Source organism: Kribbella sp. NPDC055071, from assembly GCF_053608045.1.
The window spans coordinates 1-1,175 of sequence record NZ_JBSGUS010000079.1 but is presented as its reverse complement, the minus strand read 5'-3'; the positions used below and the strand labels follow the sequence as shown (position 1 = coordinate 1,175).

The following is a 1,175-nucleotide window of genomic DNA, read 5'->3' as shown; positions in this document are numbered from 1 at the left end:
ATCATACTGTCTGGTTTCCAAAGGGAACATATTTAATAGACGCAACGCTTGGCGGAGATCTTAATCAGAGGTTTCGAAACGCGGGGATCATTGTTCCCGGCAACCTTGAGATTATGATGGACCCCGAATGTATCATGAAAGTGATACCGAATAGTTCGTGGGGTTATTCCGCATTTTATGTAGGCAAGCAAGAGAATATAACCATTTCCGGGGGACAAATTATCGGCGAACGGGATGAGCATACGTATGCCTCGGCAGGGATAAGGTCAACCCATGAATGGGGCTTTGGCATATGTATTGAAGGATGCTCGAATGTTCTCATTGATGATGTGAAAATTTCCGATTTTACCGGCGATGGGATCATAGTCAGCCCAAGGGGATTAAAGACCAATCAAGATTATCGAACGTCAGAGCAAATTATCATCCGCCGCTGTGAGGTTCGGCGGTCGAGGAGAAATAACATTTCCATTACCGGATGTGACATGGTCACGGTGGAGGAGTGCTTGATTGAAGATGCCAGAACGGGGAATGGAACAGCCCCGAAATTCGGAATTGACATTGAAGGATATGGCGAAGGTGACGTTGATTATGAGGAACCGATTAATGTATCAATTCGCAATAACCACTTTGTTGGAAACGTTTCAAGTTCTGTGACCAATTTTAACGGGTATGGCATTTTAATAGAAGGAAATCACTCTGACAATACAATCAGCTACGGATATGGGACGCAAACAGTGATCAAGGGAAATATACTGAGGCGCCCTGAAGACGCGGCGGCTGCGCCAAGAGTCGGGATAACCGGACTCGGTGTATCACAAGGAAAAGAGACCAGTGATGCAGTGATCGCTGGCAACCTCATTACCGGATTTTCAACTGGAATTGATGTCAGGGGAAAGAGCGTTCTTGTGACGAACAACAAAATCAGCAACTTTGAAAACACAGGGATATTGGTTTATCAGTCTTCCGACGTAAAGGTAGACGGAAACCAAATTCAAAACGGACTGTCTGAAACAAGGCGCAGCATCGGTCTTCGCGCAGTGCTGTCAGATGACATCGCTTTTCTGAATAACTGTCTCATTCAAGTCGTTGACGGTGTGAACGTTTCCGGCGGAAATATGATCATTAAAGATAATCTCCTGAGAAAATTCAGCCGGGGCATTTGGATTGCTCAAGGG

The 1,175-nt window shown here is 45.5% G+C and carries 1 protein-coding gene; it reads left to right on the top strand.

Annotated elements, in window-relative coordinates; all coding sequences use genetic code 11:
• Positions 1 to 113 precede the first annotated feature (113 nt).
• Positions 114 to 1,175: right-handed parallel beta-helix repeat-containing protein (locus ACWF4Z_RS38380; RefSeq protein ID WP_452248117.1), on the top strand; the 1,062-nt coding region annotated here is incomplete at its 3' end.